Raw genomic sequence first — 18,346 nt, 5'->3', positions numbered from 1 at the left:
AACCGCGCATTATACGCGGTTTTGGCGTTACAACATTATGAATCATTATGAATGGCTGTATTGTACCTGATGAAGCCGGCTGTATATGCCTCCGGCAGCGACCAGTTCCTCATGGTTCCCCTGCTCTGCAATACCGTCTGCATTGACTACGATAATTCGATCAGCGTTCTTGATGGTAGTCAGGCGGTGTGCAATCACAAGCGTTGTTCTGCCGACAGACAGTTCCGCCAGAGACTTCTGAATCAACGCTTCGGTTTCCGTATCTAACGCTGACGTTGCTTCATCTAGGATGAGAATGGGTGGATTTTTCAAAAACATGCGTGCGATGGACAAACGCTGCTTTTGTCCTCCCGAAAGTTTAACACCACGTTCACCAATCACCGTATTAATCCCCTCTGGCAAACTAAGAAGCAATTCTTCCAAGGATGCACGACGGGCTGCTTCCCAGATTTGATCGTCCGTTGCCGTGAGATCACCGTAAGCGATATTTTCCTTAATGGTGCCTGAGAAAAGAAATACATCTTGTTGAACAATACCGATATGTCTGCGCAATGATTCCAACTGAACCTCACGAATATCCATACCGTCAACAGTGATCCGGCCTTTCTCTACCTCATAGAATCGTGGAAGAAGACTGCAAATTGTTGTTTTACCCGCACCGGAAGGACCAACAAAAGCAACCGTTTCTCCTGGCTTAATGGACAGACTGATATCATTCAGAATACGTCGATTCGGCTCATAACCGAACGAAACATTCTCAAAGCGAATATCCCCGCGCACGCTTTTTAGCTCAACGGCATTTTTCGCATCGGCGATTTCCGGCTCGGTATCAATGATTTCCAGATATCGCTTGAATCCGGCAATACCCTTGGGATAACTTTCGATAACGGCGTTAATTTTCTCAATCGGGCGGAAGAAGATATTGGACAACAGCAGGAATGCCATAAAATCACCCATATCAATTCTGCCATCAATAAAGAACCAGGCACCGCTGATCATCACGAAAACAGTAACCAGACGCATCATCATGTAGCTGACCGATATGCTCTTCGCCATCGTTTTATAAGCAAGCAGCTTTGTTTTACGGAAGTTCTCATTGTCTACGGAGAACAGCTTCTTCTCATGCTCTTCGTTTGCGAAGGATTGTACGACACGAATTCCGCCTACATTATCTTCAATACGGGAATTGAAATTCCCCACATCGCCGAAGAGACGCCGATAGGTCTTCGTCATGCGCCCACCAAACACGATAATGACCCAGGCCATGATTGGGATAATGATAAAGGTGATCAGTGCAAGCTCCAAATTAATGTTCGCCATCAGCCAGAACGATCCAATCAATGTCATAACAGCGATAAAAACATCCTCGGGTCCATGGTGAGCCACCTCGCCAATATCGTTAAGATCATTCGTCAGATGACCGATCAGATGTCCCGTCTTGCGATTATCGAAGAACCGGAAGGATAGCTTTTGCAAATGAGCAAACATCTTCGAACGCATATTGGTCTCAATGTTAATGCCCAGCATATGTCCCCAGTATGTAACTACATAGTTCAATACCGTATTAAGTGCATAGATGGATAACAGTACAATACAGGCAAGCATAATAAGAGGCCAATCCTGACCTGGCAACAACTCATTAATGAATTTACTGACGGCAAGGGGGAAAGCCAGCTCCAGAAGACCTGCGAGTACAGCACATCCAAAGTCGATTAAAAACAGTTTTTTATAAGGACGATAATACGAAAAAAAACGACGAATCATACTTATTCACTCTCACTCTCCAGATCCTTATTGGGACTTACATCTTCATTTTGCAGTTCGAATAGATGGATATACTCGTCGATGACCTGATCAATGGCTTTCAACTCCCCACTGATCATCGGGCGAATATGTTCATACTCCTCCTGACCAAGCTGTCTGGCCAACGTCGCTCTTCGGTTCTGCATTTGTTCCAAAAAGACAAGTATTCTACCTCGGCGAAACGTTTGTGCCCCGTTACCCCGTTTTCCGTGATGTTCGCCATGTCCTCTTCCACGTCTGGAACGCTCTGATCGTTGCTCGCTGTCACTTACATCACGTTTCGAACGTTCACCTTGACGCACACTTCCATCGGGTTCTTCGATATGACGATCTCTCATCCTGCCACCTCCATTATGTGTATACGTTTGTATACAACATATTCATGCATACGATTGTATACGCGATAAAAAGTGGTGTCAACCTTAATTTTCCAATAGAGTAAAGGAGTATGTATGTTCACCCATCTGTAACAACAGAAAAAAAGCCGCGAATTCGCGACTTCTTTTCTTGGCGATACTACTTTATCTCACTCATAAACTTCCTATATTCTTGAACCATTTCTTTGGATCGGGTGTGATGCAAATAATGGTCTCCCTCGAAAGTCATCACTTTTCCATGCACTGAATCTTTGACTTGCTCTTCATGCAAGGGGATCCATCCTTCCGTTTCGGTATCATTCGCTTGTAAGAAGAAAATCAACGGAAGATCTTTGGGGAAAGACAAGTTCTCAGTTGCTTTGAAATTAGGAGCAAAGTTTTCCCCTTCATTCAGGTTGTTCGGATTAAACGTATTTTTGAGCGAAAGTATTCTAATTTGCTCTCTGGTTTCATCATCAACATCGGGTGCAATCAGTTGATCAGGGGCCAGTTTCATTAACAGTCGGTAGAATCCTGATTTTTTAAGCAGTTTGTACGTTCCGGTTGGGAATGGATCATCGTTACCTCCCTGCGTTGGGACACTGCTCTCAATGCCGACAAAGGAAGTTACTTCGTTTGGATATTTGTTCACATAATCCAGTCCGTATATCCCTGAAATGGAGTGAGCCATGAGCGTGTAACGTTGAATACCAAGTTGCTGTAACGCTTCATGAATTTCACTAACCATATTTTCCGTAGTACGCTCTTTTTCAGTAATGTCACTTAATCCATAACCGAAAGGTTCAATGACAACGACTTTGTAAAATGGAGATAGCTCATCGATGAGCGGTTTGAAATCAAGGGCTGGGGCGGGTGTTCCATACCCAGGAAGCAATACCACCGTTTCTTTGCCTTTTCCTTGAATCAACACATTCATGTTTTTGCCGTCAACCGCTACAAACTGGCCATAAGGTTTTATTTTCCCTTCCTCCGATTTGTTGCTAACTGCATTAACAATAAAGACAGTCGCAATAAATAATGCAAAAGCGATAACGATCGCACCAAATATTTTGAGCAAAATAATTAATATTTTTTTCATCATGATGGTTCTCTCCTGTTGAGTTCGTTTATTTTTTCAATGAAATTTGAAATTGGGAACCAGCCTCACCTGCAAATACAATACGGCCGTTTTCGGGTAAAACAACAACATTCTTACCGCTAACCACGCTGTGATTAATACAAATTCCGTTCTGATCATAGATAGCAAAGGCTCCTTTTGCAGGTAACTTCACTGTCATGACTTTTCCTTTCGCAGTAGCGGGTACCGAAAACCATTTGGCATATCCATCTGCTTGAATGGTTGTTGCGGATTGTTTACCGGAATAGATTGGTTTTACCAATCCCTCACTGGCGAATACATAACCTGAAAATGTAAGATACTCTCCTCCGTTCTTTTTGGAGAAATGAATGTCCATCGGTTCTCGTCCGGCAGTACCCGGAATCTGCAATTTATTGGCTGCTTCGCTTGCTCCAATAATTTTATTATTGGACATATACCCTGGATTCTCTTTATTCATATGAATAGGCAGGATCGATGTAGCATTAAGATAGAGCATTGATGTGTATTTCGCATTCACCAGATAATATTTTTTACCATCACGCTTTGCCCATGCAGCGTTAATCTCCTTGGGTAATGTATTGGCTTTGAGCTTCTCCGCATTATATTCTGAGAGAGCCACCTGTCCGAGTCCTGGAACGGAGATATAAGATCGAGACCACAGGTAGGTATTCCCATTTTTCTCCACAACGAATTTCAACTTTTCTGTACCATCATCACTCACAAAAGTACCATCTGATGTATAGGTGTATTCTTGAACCGGATTACTTGGAGCCGTGAGAGAGGAGAGCGTCATTTGTCCTGCCTTATTTATTTTGATCTTCGTAACTGAATTATTGCCACCATAATTCCCTGCAAACTTGGAGATTTCTTTAGGCATATCAGCCTTCACAGGTACACCAAATGATTTTTCCGGTTTCCGTTCTTTAATAATGCCCTTTTCTTCAAGTGCGCTAAGTAATAACTCACTCGCAATGAATTGATTGGTTATGCTTGCTCCGCCTGAAGAGATCACGGCTGCAGCCATGTTGTATTCCGGAAGTACGACGAGTGAAGAATGATAAGATAACGTATCTCCACCTTTCGTAACAGCCTTGATGCCGTAGTCACTGAATGGGAACAAGTCCACACTATCCCACCCTAATCCGTAAGACATAGAAGAATCACTATCCTCTGGCCACATGCCTCTTCTGTATTCTTTTTGCTCCATGGCTTCTACCGACTTGTTGGAAAGAATCCCTTTGACCTCTCCTGTGAAGATTTGCGAAAATTTCACCAGATCCTTAGCGGTGGAATATAAGCCTCCTGAAGCTATGATATTATAATTCTCGCGTGGAAGCTGCCCCTTATACACAGGAGAGTAGATTCCCGCCATTTCTCCCGTATTAACTATATCCTGTGGTGTTTTGGTATGATTCATTTTCAAAGGCTCTGTAAAATTTTTGTGTATAAATGCCGTAAAGCTCATACCAGTGACTCTCTCAACCAGAATTTCAGCTAATGTAAATCCATCGTTAGAGTACACCGAATACGCACCTGGCTTTGCCATCAGATTCTGGGTCGCCAATTGATCCAAAAAGGTATCATGTGCATAGGTATCATTGTCCCCATACAGTATAGCACTACCGACAGAGGTTCCGAAAAGCCCGGCCGAATGATTCAGCAACATACGGGGTGTAATCTGTTTGTATCGTTTATCTTTCATTGTAAAATCAGGCATATAGTTCACAACAGGCACATCCAAATCGATCTTGCCTTCATCAACCAGCTTCATTACAGCGGCTGTAAGCATCATTTTACTGGTTGAACCAATGCCATAGATTGTGTTCGTAGTAAGAGGTACCTTGTCGTTTAGATCGTTCTTCCCCGTTTGACCAGACACCGTAATCTCTCCACCATCAATGAGCGCATATTGCAGACTCGTCGTACCGTACGTTTCAGTCAGTAATTTGGCTTTTTCGATTACGGTTTTCTTTGTTGTCTCATACGTAAGGTTAATGCTGTTATTCATGGCAGCCGGTGCGGCCATTGCAGACATTGGGGCAAGTATCGTCAGCATGAGAGTCACAGCAGCTATAGTATTTCTCTTTCTTGCTCTTCTCACACTCATCTTCAGTTTTGTTACCTCTCTTGGTTTCATTCTTGCATCTACTCCTGTCTTCATCATTGTGTTAAGCCACCATAACGTGGGCGCTAAAGACAATATAACAAACCAAGATGTCCCCCTAATGACTATAGTATGAACGGAAGATGAACAGGCAAAAAAAGTTTGCATCATCATACGCAAGGAGGTTTATACAGGGTATCATAGCCTAGTGAAGGCATAAAATCCAATCACTCTGTGGGTGTTGTGATTGGCAAGATGACTATGAAGGTCGTTCCTCGTCCATATTCGCTCTCCACCCGGATGTCCCCTTGATGAAGCGAGACGATCTGCTTTACAATAGCTAGTCCCATACCACTTCCTTCATATTTCTGACTGTGGGAACGATCTGCTTTAAAGAAGCGGTCAAATATACGCTTTTGGTCTTCAGGGAGAATACCAATTCCCGAATCCGATATGCGGATCGTCACGTTCTTGATATTCTGTTTGATCCTGATGCTAATTCGGGCACCATCTTCGGAAAATTTGATGGCATTGCCGAAGATATTGATCCACACCTGATTTAACTGGTCATGATCGGCCGTGATTTTGGTGGGCTGCAAATCAAGATCGAACTGAATGTTACGGGCCGACCATTGGGGTTGAATAGCGACGATTACTCGTCTGATCTGTTCATCCAGACTGAGCGTGGCAAGTCGCATCTGCAATGACTGAGATTCGAGCAAACTCAGCTTTAGCAGACTATCACTTATTTTGGACATCCGTGCAGTCTCAGTGATGATAATGTCGAGATAAGAGCTTCGTTCGTCATCCGGGATGTCTACCTGCTTGAGCGCTATAGCAAAACCGGAAATGGAAGTGAGTGGAGACTGAACTTCATGGGACACGTTTGCTACGAATTCCCTGCGCATCTGCTCAAGCTGCTGTAGATCGTGCATCATTTCTTCGAAGCTGCGAGCCAAAGTACCTATCTCACCCTTTTGTTTAATATTAAGCTTGACGTTGAAATCTCCAGCAGCTATAAGCCGGGTCGCTTCTGTCAATTTTTTGATCGGTTTTACCAGAAAAATAGCGGCAATTAGCATCAATAGGCTTCCTGCTACAAAGGAACAAATCAAAAAGGTTACAACAAACTTGATAAGAAATGAGGCGGAAGAGGAAGTGAGGGGCTCTACAAACATGGCTTTCCTTCCCATTTCAGTTTTTATCGGCAATCCCAAGAAGATCGTATCGATTCCATTAATTTGTATCCTTCCTCCATCAAGCACTTTCTTTACTTGTTCCGTAGTCACCAGGAAAGGATGTTGTCCATTAAGTTCTCCATAGGTTTGAAACTTATCCGTTGCTTCATAGATTCGAATGTGGTAGGAGTTGAGTTGTTTCATTTCACTTATAAGCATTTCTGCTTCGCGTAACGGCAATGTCTCGTAGATACGTACGATATCCTGGCCAAAGTCAAGCAAGGTGCTTTGCAGGTTTTCATTTAATTTATCTTGAAATATCCAGGTTGTAGCAAGAAAAGAAAGGATTGTGCCCCCGATCACGGAGACCAGAAAGGTCAGGACTACACGTGTATAGAGGGAGCCGGTCACTCCTGCACCTCTAGCCGGTAGCCAAGTCCCCGCACCGTTTCGATACGAAAATCGGAGATATCGGCAAAACGTTCGCGTAGACGTTTAATATGCACGTCTATCGTTCGATCATCGCCAGTATAATTAATTCCCCAAACTTGATCGATTAATTGCTCCCGCGTATAGACTTGTCCCGGTAATCCAGCAAGTTTATACAATAATTCGAACTCTTTAAGCGGCAAGGTGAACGACTCTGTACCCCTCAGGACCTTATAAGTCTGCCGGTTCAGAATAACGTTTCCTAATTGGATGGTCTGCGTTAAACCTATACGGTATCGTTTCAACAGTGCCTTGACGCGAGCCATCAACTCAAGCGGATCGAATGGCTTCGTCATATAGTCATCTGTCCCGAGCTGAAATGCTTGTACTTTCTCCCAGGTCTCGTTTCTTGCCGTCAACATTAGTAACGGAAGATCCGGATTGGCTCTTCGAAGTTCCTCGCATAATGCCCAACCGTCCATGACTGGCATCATAATATCAAGAATAACCAAATCGACTGGCGTGGAGGTATAGATAGCCAGGGCTTCTTTTCCGTCTACGGCGTTGATGGTTGTAAATCCGTCGTTGCGCAAAAATAAACAGACGAGTTTGCGAATGTTCGCATCATCGTCAGCAACCAATATCGTAGTCATCGTTGGCACTCTCCTAAAAAAGAATAATTCTTCGGTTGAGCAAGAGCGAAGAATTCTAAATCATGCTACCCCATTGGTTGAAAGTTGAAATCACTCTGTTCTACTATAAATATATCTTCTTCTTTGCATAATTCCATAATCTATCACTATATGAACCTCGAAGATAAACTCCTTATAACACACGTACTTCTTTCTAACTGAAGTGACAAACTAATTATAGTTAAATTGAACAAAAGCAGCCGATTACTTTGATCGGCTGCCTTCTTAGTTTCGTTAAGCATGCTACCTTACTAGAATTCATCTATTTCAATGAAATTTCAAATGTGGAATCAACGTCACCTGCAAATACAATGCGGCCGTTTTCTGGCAAAACAACCTCATTTTTACCGCTGACTACGGTGTGATTAATACATATACCATTCTGATCATATACGGCAAAGGCGCCATTTGAAGGCAGTTTAACAGTCATGACTTTTCCATTCACCGTTGCTGGCACTGAAAACCATTTGGCATAACCATCTGCTTGAATCGTTGTTACAGATTGTTTCCCCGAATAGAGTGGTTTTACAATTTCCTCACTGGCGTATACACTACCTACGGCTGTAATATACTCCACTCCGTTCTTTTCAGCGAAATAAATTTCCTTTGAATCCCGTCCTGCCATACCAGGGATTTGCAGATCCGTGACTGCTTCGTTGGCTCCAATAATCTTACTATTGGTCATATACCCTGGGGTCTCTTCATTCATATGGAAAGAGAGGATTGGTGATGAATGCAGATATACTGTTGATGTATACTTCTGATTCACCACGTAGTATCTCTTACCTTCACGCTGCTCCCATGAGGCGGTAATATCCTGGGATAATTCATTGGCTTCCAGCTTCTCCGCCGTATATTCGGAGAACGCCAACTGCCCAAGTCCCGGCAAGGAAATATAAGATCGAGACCACAGATACGTCCTTCCGTTCTGTTCCGTAACGAATTTCAGCTTTTCTGTGCCTTTATCGTTAACAAACGTACCATCCGCTGTATAGGTGTATTCTTGAGCCGGGTTATTTGGAGCTGTTAGCGCGGATACAGTCATTTTTCCAGCATTAATTTCAACCTTCTTAACCGAATTATTGGCGCCATATATGCCCGCATACGTGGATATCTCTTTAGGCATATCCGCCTTTACTGGCACGCCAAATGATTTATCCGGCTTCCGCTCTGTAATGATGCCCTTTTCCTCAAGCGCGCTAAGTAATAATTCACTTGCAATGAACTGATCTCTCGCACTCGTTCCCCCTGAAGAGGTAACGGCTGCAGCCAGATTGTATTCCGGTAGTACGATTAGAGATGAGTGATACGATATCGTATCTCCACCTTTCGTCACGGCCTTGATGCCATATTCACTGAATGGGTACAAGTTCACACTATCCCACCCCAGCCCGTAAGAGATGGACGTGTCGCTATCCTCCGGCCACATACCTCTTTTGTATTCTTCTTGCGCCATGGCTTCTACCGACTTACTGGATAGAATGCCATCGACTTCTCCTGTGAAGATTTGTGAAAATTTCACAAGATCCTCAGCGGTCGAATAAATGCCTCCAGTAGCGATGATATTATAATTCTCTTGTGGAAGCTGACCCTTAACCAGAGGAGAATATATCCCCGCCATTGCTGCCGGATCAACGACATCCTGTGGTGTTTTAGTATGTTTCATGTCCAACGGTTCCGTAAAATAGTGGTGTATAAAAGCTGTAAAGCTCATGCCGCTAACACGTTCAACCATAATCTCCGCCAACGTAAAACCGTCGTTACTATACACCGAGTATGCACCGGGACTAGCCTTCAGGTGTTGATTCGCCAATTGCTCCAGAAACGTGTCATGTGAATACGTGTCGTTATCCCCGTATAATGTAGCATTGCTTCCGGTGCTGCCTAACAGACCGGAGGAATGATTCAACAACATACGTGGTGTGATTTCTATGTAGCGGTTATCTTTCATCTTAAAATCAGGTAAATAGGTCACTAGAGGCAGATCCAAATCTACCTTTCCCTCGTCAACAAGCTTCATAACAGAAGCTGTAAGAAACATTTTACTTGTTGAGCCGATGCCATAGATCGTATTTGAAGTAAGCGGCACCTTATCCTCTAGATCGTTCTTGCCTGTCTGACCGGACACTACGATCTCTCCGCCATCCATTAATGCATATTGCACACTAGTTGTACCATACGTTTCGGTAAGGATCTTCGCTTTCTCCGCTACTATTTTCTTGGTTGGTTCATACGTCTGATCGCTGCTGTTACTCGTAGCTGATGCGGCCATGACTGACATTGGAGCTAACATCGTTAACACCAGAGTTAAGGCGGTGATTGAAGTTCGTTTTCCCTTTTCTCGTCCCATTCACATCATCTCCTGAAATTTAAATGTTATTGGTCGTTTAGAGTTCTTTGGGATCTATAAATTTCACTTCGGGATACATGTCGCTCGGTCCCTGAATCAGATCTCCACCCGTTCCTTTCAGCTGCTTGTTAAAGAAATCGAGTACATATTGATTTACGATGTTTGCTCCTCTTTTACCATTGATGTCTCCTGTGATCCCGGACAGTTTAATCAGCTCCGAATAAAATTGAAGATCCGTGAAATTGAAGTGCTGGGTTCCTTCTATATAAATCACTTCTCCCCCATGTTCGATCACATTTTTCATAATGTGCAGCTCATCTGAAAGAAATTTATTTACTTCGTCATCCGAATTTCTATCATTTTCAAAATTGACTAACCAGTCTTTAAAACTACCCGATCTGATGAACATAAACGGCTTGTTTATATCATCTCTATTTTCTACTTCATTCAGTGACCCGTCCATATTAACCCCGGCCTTGATTCTATGATCCAAATACGTTGCATTAAACGCCGTTGCACCCCCAAAAGAATGCCCCATCACGCCTATGTTATTTAAATCAATTTTCCCTTTGAATTGACTTTCAATTGCACCTGAATTCAGCTTTTCGATTTCATTGATTACAAACTCCACGTCTTTTGTCCATATATCCCCAATTTCTTTGCGGTCATCAATGGTTGTCATCTTCGTTGTATAACCCGTTACACGGCCATCAGGAAAAAGGGTAGCAAAGGTGCTGTACGTATGATCGATTGTCACTACGATAAACCCATGACTGGCCAGATTCTCCGCCTGTGATGCTTGTAGAACTCTACTCGTTCCCATACCATGAGATAGCATTACCACGGGATAAGGAGTTGCAGAAGGTAATATTTCTACATTTTCATAAGAGTTGGTCTGACTATACTTCCAGTAATTGAGCACAAATTCAGGCAGTTTTAAAGAAGCAGAGAAGCTCTGAATATACTTTTTGAACATTTCTTTATTACTTGGAAACAGTGTGTCACGCTTGTTGTTATTCATGTTCTCCGTAGGATACCAGACTTGGACCATTAACTCTCTCTTGTCGCTTTGATCTTCAGTTAAGACTTCATCTCTGTTCTGATCCGTAAAATGAAAGGTTTGAGTACCCACTTTCTCTGGACCATCCGGCTTCGGCAAATTAAAGACAGGTAAGTATACAGACAAGAGGGTAGAAGCAACAAGCAGAATGACGATCAGGGAAGATAAACTATATTTCAACAGCTTCCCTATTTTTAGATTGATCATCTTGTCGGAATGTCTGAATAAAACAATGATTATGAATAGAGCCGTCATGATATATACCACAAGCAACTGCCATCGGTATCCCTCAACCAACAATTGAAGTGCTAATATAACGCCACTTCCTATACCCACACCCCATCCTATTTTCTTTGCACTTCTTTTCACAAACAGTAGATCTATGAGTAAAGCGAAACAGGATAAAACTAAAAGTATTTCAAAAAATCTCATTTGTATTTCCTCTCTCTCTTTCATCACGGACTCGTCCGCATTGGATTTACTATGGAAAAACCGTCCCACAGGACGGCTTTCTCATATTTATTTATACACATTTGTGAAATCACGATTAGATTTACAGGATACTCACTTCACTTCGTTAAAGAATGCTCTAACGTCTTCAGCAATTTTTTTGAATTGAGTATGATGTAAATAATGTGAACCATCCATTGTGATTACTTTCCCATGTACCGAATCTTTAATCTGTCCTTCATGCAGCGGTATCCATCCCTCTACACCTTCATTATTCGCTTGTACAAAGAGAAGAAGTGGAAGGTCTTTAGGGAAGGTTAAACCTTGAGCACCTTTAAAATTGGAATAAATATGTTCCATCTCGTTTAATGACGTGGGATTATACATGGTTTTATTGGAGATCATTTTCATCTGCTCAACCGTCTGTTCATCAAATGCAAGTCCCTCATAGGGGTCTGCACTCACTTTCATTATTAATCTTAAGAGACCTGTATTTCTGAGAAGAGCAAACGTTTTTAATGGAAACTTCGCATCTGTAATACTTGGTTGGGTGGATACACTGCTATCAATACCGACAAAAGCAGTTACCTCATCCGGATATTTGTTCACGTAATCAATGCCGTAAATGCCTGCAATGGAGTGACCCATGAGCATGTACTGATGAATATCAAGTTGTTGCAGTGCTTCATGAACTTCACTTACGATATTCTCTGTCGTTCTTTCTTTTTCAGTTTCATCACTTAATCCATAACCGAATGGCTCAACGGCAACAACTTTGTAATATGGAGATAATTGATCAATAAGTAACTTGAAATCAAGCACTGGTGTTGCTGTTCCGTAACCAGGCAGAAGCACAATCGTTTCCTTGCCTTCACCTTGAATGAGCACATTCATATTTTTCCCGTCTACAGATACATGCTGACCGTAGGGCTCGATCTTTTTGGCCTCAGAATTACTACTAATCACATTTGTGATGTAAACAATACCTAGAAACAGAACAATAGCAATTAAGATTGCTCCTAATACTTTAAGGATCATGTTTCGCACTTTCTTGGCCCTCGATCCATTCTTCGCTTTCTTTTCCTCTGGTTGTGTCACTCTCATCTTCTCCTGTCTTGAACGGTTTGTTCGGCTTTCTTCTTTGCTGCTAGTGAAATCTTAACCTATGAAAATGTACTCTCCGTGACGTCAATATGAACTGAATATGAACAAGCTAATAAATGAATAAAATTACGGGGACGTCATTGTCGGATAAATTTCCGTGAACACATTATTGAAGTTCCTTCATAAATCCCCTGAATCTTTCAGCAATTTCTTCGGCATGGGAACGATATAAATAATGATTCGCTTCCAGCAGTACCATTTCACTATGTACAGAATCATTGATTAACTTCTCGTGCTCGGGAACCCAATTGTCCGCTGCCGGATGATTCTTTTGAACAAAGAAAAGAACCGGGAGATCGACAGGGAACGTTAACTGTTCAGCTGCTTTAAAATTGGAATACATGCTTTCTGCCTCATTTTAATTGAGTGGTATTATACATATTTTTTCGGATCAGAATGTTCAATTGTTCTTTCGTTTGCTCATCATAAGGCAGTCCATCATAAGGGTCCGTACTCAGTTTCAATTGTACTCGGGCGAACCCTAAGTTGCGGAACCATTTAATCGGTTTTGTCTCTGACGAATCAATCTTTTTTTCACTCAGCGCTGGAACACTGCTATCCAGTCCAACAAATGCACTTACTTCATTGGGATATTTGTTCACATAATCCAGACTATAGATCCCGGAAATGGAATGTCCCATAAGGATATAACGATCAATATGAAGACTTTGCAGCGCTTCATGGATTTCACTGACGATATTTGCCGTACTGCGCTCCTTTTCCGTCTGATCACTCAATCCATAACCAAAAGGTTCAACCACGACGACTTTATAATAGGGGGATAGTTCTGAAATAAGTGGCTTAAAATCAAGTGCAGGTGACGCTGTTCCAAGACCAGGCAGAAGCACAATCGTTTCATCACCTTCACCTTGAATGAACACATTCATATTTTTCCCATCTACAGATACATGTTGACCATACGGTTCCATTCTTTTTTGCTCCGAATAATTACTGATTTTGTTAACGGTATACACTGTGGCTATAAAAAGTAGGATTATTATAAAGATTGCGGCAAGCACTTTAAACAAGATGCTTAACACTTTCTTTGTTTTTGTTCTAATCTGTACTTCTTTCTCTGCTTGTTGGGTCACACTCAGCTTCTCCTGCCTTCATCTGCTTATGGGCCTAACAGGCCGCTAATGCAAGCCTAACCAACAAAGATGTACTCCCTATGACCATAATATGAACAAGCAAAAAAAATGCCATGTGTAACATACAAGGAAGCTTGCATGTTACATATGGCATGAAAATTCGGTTCAGATAATCCGATGGATATTCTATTCATTGGCCTATCCTGTGAGCCTAACTATCCGTTGGTGGATGGATGGGCAACGTGATAATAAAGGTCGTGCCTTGACCAGGTTCGCTTTCCACTCGGATGTCACCCTGATGAAGGGACACGATCTGTTTAACGATAGCAAGTCCCATACCACTCCCGTCATATTTACGACTGTGGGAACGATCTGCCTTGAAAAACCGCTCAAAGATCCGCTTCTGGTCTTCCAGGGGAATACCAATGCCCGTGTCGGATATTCGAACAATCACATTTTTGAAATCCTCTTCGATACTGACTTTAATCATACCACCATCCTTGGAGAACTTGATGCTGTTTCCGATGATGTTTGTCCATACCTGATTCAACTGGTCGTGATCAGCCGTTACCTTCACGTTCTCCAAATCAAGCTCAAAATGAATGTTACGCCCAGACCATTGCGGCTGAAGCGCCACAATGACTCGCCTGATCTGTTCATCAAGGCTTAAGGTGTTAAGCCGTAGTTGCTGTGACTGCGATTCAAGCAAACTCAGCTTGAGCAGGCTATCGCTCATTTTGGACATTCGTTTCGCTTCAGAGATGATAATATCCAGGTAACGGTTTCGCTCTTGTTCTGAGAGGTTTACTTGCTTCAGTGCCGAAGCGTAACCGGATATCGAGGTGAGCGGAGACTGAACCTCGTGCGAAACATTCGTAACGAATTCCCTGCGCATCTGCTCCAACTGCTTCAGATCATGCATCATTTCTTCAAAACTGCGGGCCAACGTACCAATCTCAGTCGTTTGCTTAATGTTCAGCTTGACGTTGAAATCTCCAGCTGCAATCCGTTTGGTCGCTTTGGTCAATTTCTTGATCGGTCTTACCAGATATACAGAAGCAACCAGAATCAACAAACTTCCTGCAATCAACGAACAGCTTGCAAAGATTAAGCCCCACCTAATCACAAAAGAGGTGGAAGGCGGTGCGAGTGTTTCCAAAAATATCGCTTTCGTTCCAACCTCTGTTTTCAGAGGTAACCCTAAGAACCCTGTAGCAATCCCACTCGTTGTTTCTTGAACAGCGCCCCCATCTAATACTTTCTTGAGTTGCTCGCTCGTTACAGCAGCAGACTTATGTCCGTTAAGCTTTCCGAAGGACTTGAACTCACCCGAAGCTTCGTAAATTCGAATATGATAGGAGCTGAGCTGCTTCATTCCACTGACATATAAGTCCGCTTCACTCACTGGGAGGATCTTATAAATCTGCACTACGTCTTGGCCGAAGTTGCGTATGTTAATTTGAGCGTTCTCATTCAATTTGTCCTCAAATATCCAGGTTGACACAAAAAAGGAGATGACTGTGCCTGCGATGACGGAGACCAGAAATGTGAGAACCACACGTATGTACAGGGACCTGATCATTCATAAACCTCAAGCCGGTACCCAAGTCCGCGCACCGTTTCAATCCGAAATTCAGATGTCGTCGCGAATCGCTCACGCAACCGTTTAATATGCACGTCTACCGTTCGATCATCTCCGGCATAATCAATGCCCCAGATCTGATCAATCAATTGCTCACGTGTATAGACTTGCCCTGGTGTTCCAGCAAGCTTGTACAGCAATTCGAACTCCTTAAGTGGCAATGTAAGCGACTCCGAGCCGTTCATCACCTTATACGTCTGGCGATCCAGGATGACGTTGCCAAACTGGATCGTGTGTGTCGAGCCAATCTTGTATCGTTTCAGTAATGCCCTGACACGAGCCGTGAGTTCCAACGGATCGAACGGTTTCGTCAGATAATCATCTGTCCCCAGTTCAAACCCTTTCACCTTCTCCCATGTCTCACCTCTCGCAGTCAGCATGAGTAACGGTAGATCAGGATTGGCTCTCCGAAGTTCCTTGCATAACGCCCAGCCATCCATGATTGGCATCATGATATCGAGTACAACCAGATCAACATGCGTTGAGCCGTAAACGCTCAATGCTTCCTTGCCGTCTGCTGCTTCGGCTGTTTCGAATCCATCATTCCTTAGAAATAAACAGACAAGTTCGCGAATATTAGGGTCGTCGTCAGCAACCAGTATCTTAGGCATTTGTTTCCTCTTTTCCTATTTTCCATGTCATGTAGTCGTAACCATTATACTATTATCGGATTTGTAAAAAGCAAGCTTCTTCTCATTTATATGAAGTTATTTTATAATAACGGGTTTGAATTGAACATGTCGCGCAGTATGCTCTGCATCTCAGTCTTGGTATTTTCAAACTGTTTTACACGATAGCCGTTTGCACCCGATGGATGAGGGAAACCCCACAATATTCTTTCTTTCTGTATTCGATTTTCATCAAGTAATTGACGAAGTACTGCCTCAACTGACTTTCCTAATGGAATAATGAGGAGATTCTTCAACTGATCCAATTCAGGCAGAAACGACTCAAATACGGCCTGATACAGAAAAGCGTTTTTACCCATGGAAGGGATGGCCATTGACCGTCGATTACCCTTTTAGATCATGAGGCTCCATCATCCGATGGATTCATTCAATAGAGTATACTCCAGATGTTTAATAAAAAAGTACGATCCTTCCTCACAGAATTATCATGCTATGTTAACCTCAATTCACGGTTACTTTTGTACAGAGCGTATCGGCAGCTGCACAGTAAATGCCGCTCCCTCACCCGGTTTACTGGATACCGAGACAGAACCATCATGCATCTCTACAATTTTTTGCACAATCGACAACCCTAGTCCGCTTCCGCCTGCGGTACGTGTACGGGATTGATCTGCTTTGTAGAACCGTTCAAATATCCGAGTCTGATCCTGAGGCACGATACCAGGCCCTGAATCTGTGATGCACACTTGAACGTCATCTTGAATTCGTGTAAGACCAACCTCTATCTTCCCGCCTTCGGGCGTAAACTTGATAGCATTATGAATCAGGTTGATCCACACCTGAATCATCAAATCCTCATCTGCAACGATCTCAACTTCTTCCAGTTCCACGTTCATATCTATATTTTTGTCATCCCATTGGGGCTCACAGGCGAGTACAAGAGTAACCAGTTGCCGATCCAATCGATAGGATGTTTTGTGAGATGCATGCTCGGATGAGTCCAGAACTGCGAGCTTCATCAAGTTATCGCTGAGTCTGGACAAACGAACACATTCCGTCTCAATAATCGTCAAATATTGGTCCCGTTTCTCCTGATCCATATTTGTATCCTTCAATGCTCTGGCGAATCCGCTGATCGACGTCAGTGGTGATCCGATTTCATGTGACACGTTAGAGATGAACTCCTGTCGCAGTTCTTCCATCACTTTGAGATTCGCGGCCATGTCATTGATACCTTCTACCAGTTGGGCAAATGGATGATCATGCCCCTGCCTCCCGTTTCTTTGGACAAGTGCCGAATCCAGATTTACCCGAAAGTCGCCACGGGAAATACGTTTCAAAGCCTGAATTAACTCGTTAAAGAACTCATACTCCCTTCCTTTAACCAACGGACCAATGAGTGTAATGCCTACTCCAAAGAAAATAAATCCGAGCATGGCATTGATAAGAAGAGCAATTAATTCATGCGGTTGCCACGCGATAAAGGAATATGTGCTCCTCGTTATATAGAACGCCGCAGTCCAGCATATAAACAGGGCGAGTGATACGAGAATCATGTTTCTCGCAATATGAAGAAATCTAGGTTCCCCCTTCATTACCTTACCTCCAATCGGTACCCCAAATCTCGCATGGTGCGGATGCTGAAGGTATGAACCTCTTCGGGAAAACGTTCGCGAAGGCGTTTGATATGAACATCAATCGTTCTTTCATCCCCTTCATAATCATAACCCCAGATCTTTTCGATTAACTGGTCACGCGTAAAGGTCTTGCCGGGGTAGCTGGCAAGGGTAAAAAGAAGTTCAAATTCTTTGCGTGGCAGCACAATATCCTGATCGCCCTTCCTGCACTCAAATGTATCACGTCGCAGAACGAGATCGCCAAGAAATACTGTTTGTGAAGTCATAATACGATATCGTTTCAATAAAGCCTTTACCCGAGCGACCAGCACCAATGGATCAAAAGGCTTCACCAGATAATCATCCGTCCCAAGCGTAAATCCTTTAATAATCTGCGATGTATCCCCTTTTGCCGTTAACATCAGGAGTGGCAGGTCGGTCTGGTGACGCAGCTCGCGACACAGCTCCCACCCATCCATGCCCGGCATCATGATGTCGAGAACGACCAGATCAACCTTTTGATCAGCCAGTAAACGAAGTGCATCGAGACCGTCAACGGCCTCGATCACGTGCAAACCCTCTTGCTGTAAAAAATGTCCTACCAGTTCTCGAATATGAGGGTCGTCATCAACGACCAATATGCTTGTCAATGTGACCACCTC

Annotated in this window: 14 protein-coding genes and 1 pseudogene; all 15 read right to left on the bottom strand. The window is 43.1% G+C overall.

All coding sequences use genetic code 11. The annotated features are described in order from the left end of the window. Positions 1-45: 45 nt before the first annotated feature. Positions 46-1,764 carry an ABC transporter ATP-binding protein gene (locus tag ACFTRD_RS10435; RefSeq protein ID WP_379379474.1) on the bottom strand — a complete coding sequence of 573 codons (1,719 nt, stop codon included), beginning with the start codon at positions 1,762-1,764 and terminating at the stop codon, positions 46-48. Positions 1,765-1,766: 2 nt separating this feature from the next. After that, the gene (locus ACFTRD_RS10430; protein ID WP_379379472.1) at positions 1,767-2,141 is read right to left on the bottom strand and encodes a hypothetical protein; all 375 of its coding nucleotides are present in this window, start codon (positions 2,139-2,141) and stop codon (positions 1,767-1,769) included. A gap of 178 nt (positions 2,142-2,319) precedes the next feature. Then, positions 2,320-3,261, bottom strand: coding sequence for an alpha/beta hydrolase (locus tag ACFTRD_RS10425; protein ID WP_379379470.1), 942 nt, complete (start codon positions 3,259-3,261; stop codon positions 2,320-2,322). 25 nt (positions 3,262-3,286) lie between these two features. Next, positions 3,287-5,416 carry a serine hydrolase domain-containing protein gene (locus ACFTRD_RS10420; RefSeq protein WP_379379468.1) on the bottom strand — a complete coding sequence of 710 codons (2,130 nt, stop codon included), beginning with the start codon at positions 5,414-5,416 and terminating at the stop codon, positions 3,287-3,289. Positions 5,417-5,610: 194 nt separating this feature from the next. After that, positions 5,611-6,972: a sensor histidine kinase gene (locus tag ACFTRD_RS10415; protein ID WP_379379466.1), complete on the bottom strand. Its 1,362-nt coding sequence runs from the start codon at positions 6,970-6,972 to the stop codon at positions 5,611-5,613. After that, positions 6,969-7,643 (bottom strand): response regulator transcription factor, encoded by a 675-nt coding sequence (locus ACFTRD_RS10410; protein WP_379379464.1) that lies wholly within the window; start codon positions 7,641-7,643, stop codon positions 6,969-6,971. Before ACFTRD_RS10410 ends, ACFTRD_RS10415 begins: the two co-directional genes overlap by 4 nt. Before the next feature lie 301 nt (positions 7,644-7,944). Beyond that, positions 7,945-10,032 carry a serine hydrolase domain-containing protein gene (locus tag ACFTRD_RS10405; protein WP_379379462.1) on the bottom strand — a complete coding sequence of 696 codons (2,088 nt, stop codon included), beginning with the start codon at positions 10,030-10,032 and terminating at the stop codon, positions 7,945-7,947. 37 nt (positions 10,033-10,069) lie between these two features. Continuing rightward, entirely contained in the window at positions 10,070-11,548 is a 1,479-nt protein-coding gene (locus tag ACFTRD_RS10400; protein WP_379379460.1) for an alpha/beta hydrolase family protein, read from the bottom strand. 108 nt (positions 11,549-11,656) lie between these two features. Next, positions 11,657-12,640 carry an alpha/beta hydrolase gene (locus ACFTRD_RS10395; RefSeq protein WP_379379458.1) on the bottom strand — a complete coding sequence of 328 codons (984 nt, stop codon included), beginning with the start codon at positions 12,638-12,640 and terminating at the stop codon, positions 11,657-11,659. Positions 12,641-12,812: 172 nt separating this feature from the next. Then, positions 12,813-13,797, bottom strand: a pseudogene (locus ACFTRD_RS10390) (alpha/beta fold hydrolase). A gap of 211 nt (positions 13,798-14,008) precedes the next feature. After that, on the bottom strand, positions 14,009-15,379 hold the full coding sequence (locus ACFTRD_RS10385) for a sensor histidine kinase (RefSeq protein ID WP_379379456.1): 1,371 nt from the start codon (positions 15,377-15,379) through the stop codon (positions 14,009-14,011). After that, positions 15,376-16,050, bottom strand: coding sequence for a response regulator transcription factor (locus ACFTRD_RS10380; protein WP_192266940.1), 675 nt, complete (start codon positions 16,048-16,050; stop codon positions 15,376-15,378). Before ACFTRD_RS10380 ends, ACFTRD_RS10385 begins: the two co-directional genes overlap by 4 nt. 101 nt (positions 16,051-16,151) lie before the next feature. Beyond that, positions 16,152-16,442 carry a uracil-DNA glycosylase family protein gene (locus tag ACFTRD_RS10375; protein ID WP_379379453.1) on the bottom strand — a complete coding sequence of 97 codons (291 nt, stop codon included), beginning with the start codon at positions 16,440-16,442 and terminating at the stop codon, positions 16,152-16,154. A 138-nt stretch (positions 16,443-16,580) separates the two neighbouring features. Continuing rightward, positions 16,581-17,663 carry a sensor histidine kinase gene (locus ACFTRD_RS10370; RefSeq protein WP_379379451.1) on the bottom strand — a complete coding sequence of 361 codons (1,083 nt, stop codon included), beginning with the start codon at positions 17,661-17,663 and terminating at the stop codon, positions 16,581-16,583. Further along, positions 17,663-18,334, bottom strand: a complete 672-nt coding sequence (locus tag ACFTRD_RS10365) for a response regulator transcription factor (protein WP_379379449.1) — start codon at positions 18,332-18,334, stop codon at positions 17,663-17,665. The genes ACFTRD_RS10370 and ACFTRD_RS10365 overlap by 1 nt, the downstream gene beginning before the upstream one ends. Between the last annotated feature and the right edge of the window lie 12 nt (positions 18,335-18,346).

This window comes from Paenibacillus sp. NPDC056933, from assembly GCF_042674385.1.
In the GTDB taxonomy this organism is placed as follows: domain Bacteria; phylum Bacillota; class Bacilli; order Paenibacillales; family Paenibacillaceae; genus Paenibacillus.
The sequence above is the reverse complement of the archived record's forward strand: the minus strand, read 5'-3'. Positions and strand labels throughout refer to the sequence as shown.

What these genes read in the sequence shown, in the direction of transcription:
- ACFTRD_RS10435 (WP_379379474.1), bottom strand. Translation starts at nt 1,764, where the DNA reads ATGATTCGTCGTTTTTTTTCGTATTATCGTCCTTATAAAAAACTGTTT.
- ACFTRD_RS10430 (WP_379379472.1), bottom strand. Translation starts at nt 2,141, where the DNA reads ATGAGAGATCGTCATATCGAAGAACCCGATGGAAGTGTGCGTCAAGGT.
- ACFTRD_RS10425 (WP_379379470.1), bottom strand. Translation starts at nt 3,261, where the DNA reads ATGATGAAAAAAATATTAATTATTTTGCTCAAAATATTTGGTGCGATC.
- ACFTRD_RS10420 (WP_379379468.1), bottom strand. Translation starts at nt 5,416, where the DNA reads ATGAAACCAAGAGAGGTAACAAAACTGAAGATGAGTGTGAGAAGAGCA.
- ACFTRD_RS10410 (WP_379379464.1), bottom strand. Translation starts at nt 7,643, where the DNA reads ATGACTACGATATTGGTTGCTGACGATGATGCGAACATTCGCAAACTC.
- ACFTRD_RS10405 (WP_379379462.1), bottom strand. Translation starts at nt 10,032, where the DNA reads ATGGGACGAGAAAAGGGAAAACGAACTTCAATCACCGCCTTAACTCTG.
- ACFTRD_RS10400 (WP_379379460.1), bottom strand. Translation starts at nt 11,548, where the DNA reads ATGAAAGAGAGAGAGGAAATACAAATGAGATTTTTTGAAATACTTTTA.
- ACFTRD_RS10385 (WP_379379456.1), bottom strand. Translation starts at nt 15,379, where the DNA reads ATGATCAGGTCCCTGTACATACGTGTGGTTCTCACATTTCTGGTCTCC.
- ACFTRD_RS10380 (WP_192266940.1), bottom strand. Translation starts at nt 16,050, where the DNA reads ATGCCTAAGATACTGGTTGCTGACGACGACCCTAATATTCGCGAACTT.
- ACFTRD_RS10375 (WP_379379453.1), bottom strand. Translation starts at nt 16,442, where the DNA reads ATGGCCATCCCTTCCATGGGTAAAAACGCTTTTCTGTATCAGGCCGTA.
- ACFTRD_RS10370 (WP_379379451.1), bottom strand. Translation starts at nt 17,663, where the DNA reads ATGAAGGGGGAACCTAGATTTCTTCATATTGCGAGAAACATGATTCTC.